Source organism: Faecousia sp., assembly GCF_048519415.1.
Lineage (GTDB): Bacteria > Bacillota > Clostridia > Oscillospirales > Oscillospiraceae > JAZOXB01.
Genome location: NZ_DBFZUT010000025.1, coordinates 1 through 3,629 on the forward strand (window position 1 = coordinate 1; position 3,629 = coordinate 3,629).

Genomic DNA, 3,629 nt, shown 5'->3' on the forward strand with positions numbered 1-3,629 from the left:
GCGCAGCCGTTGGCGGCTTTGCCGCCTTACGGATGCGGCATGCCCCTTGCGGGTACACAAAGTATTCCTGCAATTTCCAAACCTCAATTTGGAACAAAATCCCTCGCTGACCGCTCTTGCAATTGAATCAGAGGTTCCCTAGGGTATTTCAGCTTGTTGAAAAATGTCCTTCCGGATCTTTTTCTGCCAGGCTGCAGTCTGTTTCCTCATTTCTGTGCTTCATACATTATTAAAGCGTAATTCCAGCCGTGTGTCAACCTGCAAACGGCCGCAAATGCGCAAAAAACCGCTGCAAAATGGAGCACATTTTGCAGCGGCTTGTTGAATTTTGGATCAGAGGGCGCGGAAGATCAGTAGGAGCAGGAAGCCCATCAGCAGCAGAATGCCCAGACAGATCGGAACAATCGTAAACAGGGCGCTAAAGATCATCGTGGAGACATCGTGCTTTTCCAGCGGGATGCCCTCCTCCGGCGCTTCCTCGGACTCACCGCTGCGCTCCTTCTGGAAGGCGCGGGCCCGGGCGAGCTTTTTGCGGAACATCACGCCGCCCATCAGACTGCGGCGCTCCGGCAGCTCCGGAAACTTCAGTGTTCTTCCCTTCGGCTCGTTCTGCTGGGCGGCCTCAGGCTGCTCGGCATCCTGACGCTCCCCACTGCCCGTCTTGCGCTCACTCATTGGTGTGCAGCTTGTGGTGGCAGGCTACAAAGTGGTTCGGCGTGACCTCCTCCCAGTCAGGGACGACGTGGGTGCAGATCTCGGTGCAGTACTTGCAGCGCGTGTGGAACTTGCAGCCCTTCGGCGGGTTGACCGGACTGGGGATATCGCCCTCGAGCACCGCCAGGTCGCGCTTCTCCTCCGTCGTCGGGATGGATTCGAGCAGAGCCTCGGTATACGGATGCATCGGGTGGTCGAAGATCTCCTGTGAGTCGGCAAGCTCGACGAGATTGCCCAGATACATAACGCCGATGCGGTCGGAGATATACTTAACGACCGACAGATCGTGCGTGATGAACAGGTAGGTCAGGTGCTGCTGCTCCTTCAGGTCCTGCAGCAGGTTGATGATCTGCGACTGGATGGAAACGTCCAGAGCCGAAACGGCTTCGTCGCAGACGACAAACTTCGGATGCACGGCAAGGCTGCGGGCAATGCCGATTCTCTGGCGCTGACCGCCGGAGAACTGATGCGGATAGCGATGCAGGAAGTAGGGCGCCAGGCCGCAGTCCTCCATGGTCTGCAGGATCTCCTCATGCATACGCTCGTTGGCCTTCTTGCAGTACTTGTGCGCCAGCAGGCCCTCGCCGATGATGTTGGCGACGGTCATACGGGGATTCAGGGAGGAATACGGATCCTGGAAGATATACTGCATCTGACAGCGCAGGGTACGGACCTCCGGATAGGTCAGGCGCGCAAGGTCGATGCCATTATCGAGCAGGGCCTCGTGCTTCTGGAACTCGGGGTCGGCGGCGTACTTCGCACGCATGGCGTCGATGCGGGCGTCGACCTTTGCAATCTCGGCACGGGCGGCCTCGACGAGCTTGTCATGCGCGGCGACCTTCTCAGCCAGCTTGTCAAGCTTGCCCTTGCGGCTGTCATAGCCTCTCTCGCCCGCTTTGAGCTTCGAGAGCTTGAAGGCCTCCTCGTCATAGTTGAGCTTGACGGGGGCGCGCTTCTCGATGGCCTTGTGCAGATCGCAGCAGCGGTCATGGCGCTCGGAGAAGATCTTCATGACAGGGCCAAGGTCCTTGGCGGTGATAAAGCCGCCGATGACATTCACGATGTTCAGATAGGCGTCGTTCGCAGCCTTCTTCGCAGCGGTGAGATCGTTGTGCATGTGCAGGCGCTTCTGCTCATCGGCAGCATCATAGACCTTCTGCATCTCGTCGCGCTTCTTTTCGAGCGCGGCCAGCTCATGCAGGCCGTGGGGCAGATGGCGGATGGTCTTTTCGATATACTCGGGAGCCAGCTCATCACGGGACGCACCATAGTACATCGTCTTGCCGTCGGTCTGACGGTAGAGCTGCAGCAGCGTGCGTCCGAACGTGGACTTGCCGCAGCCGGACTCGCCGACGAGGCCGACCGTTTCGCCTTCGTAGATATTCAGGCTGATGCCGTCGTTCGCCTTGACGTACAAGCCCTTCTTTTTGCCGACCGGGAAATACTGCCGCAGGTCCGTGATCTTGAGAAGAACATTATTTCTTTCCATGCCGGTCCTCCTTCCGCGGGTAGAAGCAGCGAACCTGCTGCGTCTCGCTGACGTGAATCATCTCGGGCTCCTCATTGAGGCAGCGCTCCGTGGCGTATTTGCAGCGCGGGGCGAACTTGCAGCCCTTCGGGAGCTTGAGGGGGTGCGGCACTGCGCCGGGGATGGCGTCCAGACGCGTATGCGTCGGGGTGCTCAGGCGCGGAATGGAGTTCATCAGGCCCTCGGTGTAGGGATGAGAGAACTCAGCGTCCATGAAGATTGTACCGGCGGGCGCCATCTCCACGACCTGACCGCAGTACATAACGGCCACGTCGTCCGCGATCTGGCGGATAACACCGAGGTCGTGGGTGATGAAGATGATCGAGGTGCCGTGCTCTTCCTTCAGATCGTTCATGAGCTTCAGGATCTGCGCCTGGATCGTAACGTCCAGAGCCGTGGTAGGCTCGTCCGCGATGAGCAGCTTCGGCTTGCAGGCCAGTGCCATGGCGATCATGACACGCTGACGCATACCGCCGGACAGCTGATGCGGATACTGCTTGGCGACGATGTGCGGATTCGGAATCTTGACATCGGCCAGCATTTCAATGACCTTTGCGGCAGCCTGCTTCTTCGTCATGCCCTGATGGATAATGAACGGTTCGCTGACCTGACGGGACACGGTGAAGACCGGGTTCAGGCTGGTCATCGGCTCCTGGAAGATGACGGAGATATCATTGCCGCGGACGGAATACATTTCCTTCTCGGTGAGCTTCGTGAGGTCACGGCCCTCGAAAAGGATCTCGCCGCTGTCGATATAGCCGTTGCCGTCGAGAAGCTGCAGGATGCTCATGGCGGAGACGCTCTTGCCGGAACCGGACTCGCCGACAACGCCGAGCGTGCGTCCGGTCTCAACGGAATAGGAAACGCCGTTGACCGCCTTGACAATACCCTTCTTCGTGCGGAAGAAAGTATGCAAATCTTTTAATTCAAGTAATGCCATATCTCTTCCCTCCCTTATTTATCGCGGTCAGACTTCGGATCCATGACGTCACGGAGCGTATCGCCGACGATGTTGATGCAGATACAGGTGATCGCAAGGAAGATCGCCGGGAACAGCCAGCGCCACCAGAAGTTCTTGATGACGGTGGAGTTGTTTGCGCCGTTGAGCATATTGCCCCATGTCGGACGCGGGTAGGTGACGCCGAAGCCGAGGTAGCTCAGCGTGGACTCCGTCAGCATGCAGGTCGCAAAGTCGAGCGTCAGCGTGACGAAGATGACCGAGACAATGTTCGGCAGGATATGACGGAATGCGATGCGGGACTCGCGCAGACCCATGGCCTTAGCGGCCGTGACATACTCCTGCTCGCGGGCGAGAAGGATCTGACCGCGGACGAGACGGGCCAGACCGGTCCAGCTCAGCAGGCCAAGGATGACCATGAGGATGAAG

General features: G+C 58.5%; 4 protein-coding genes. All 4 read right to left on the minus strand.

Going from position 1 to position 3,629, the window contains the following annotated elements:
• Positions 1-333 precede the first annotated feature (333 nt).
• Positions 334-675: a hypothetical protein gene (locus tag ACMKFF_RS02960; protein WP_419495974.1), complete on the minus strand. Its 342-nt coding sequence runs from the start codon at positions 673-675 to the stop codon at positions 334-336.
• Positions 668-2,203: an oligopeptide/dipeptide ABC transporter ATP-binding protein gene (locus ACMKFF_RS02965; protein WP_418468547.1), complete on the minus strand. Its 1,536-nt coding sequence runs from the start codon at positions 2,201-2,203 to the stop codon at positions 668-670. Before ACMKFF_RS02965 ends, ACMKFF_RS02960 begins: the two co-directional genes overlap by 8 nt.
• Positions 2,190-3,182, minus strand: a complete 993-nt coding sequence (locus ACMKFF_RS02970; RefSeq protein WP_367927757.1) for an ABC transporter ATP-binding protein — start codon at positions 3,180-3,182, stop codon at positions 2,190-2,192. Before ACMKFF_RS02970 ends, ACMKFF_RS02965 begins: the two co-directional genes overlap by 14 nt.
• Before the next feature lie 14 nt (positions 3,183-3,196).
• A partial coding sequence (locus tag ACMKFF_RS02975; RefSeq protein ID WP_419495975.1) for an ABC transporter permease occupies positions 3,197-3,629 on the minus strand: 433 nt, incomplete at its 5' end.

Coding starts and splice junctions, on each gene's coding strand:
- ACMKFF_RS02960 (WP_419495974.1), bottom strand. CDS start 675: ATGAGTGAGCGCAAGACGGGCAGTGGGGAGCGTCAGGATGCCGAGCAG.
- ACMKFF_RS02965 (WP_418468547.1), bottom strand. CDS start 2,203: ATGGAAAGAAATAATGTTCTTCTCAAGATCACGGACCTGCGGCAGTAT.
- ACMKFF_RS02970 (WP_367927757.1), bottom strand. CDS start 3,182: ATGGCATTACTTGAATTAAAAGATTTGCATACTTTCTTCCGCACGAAG.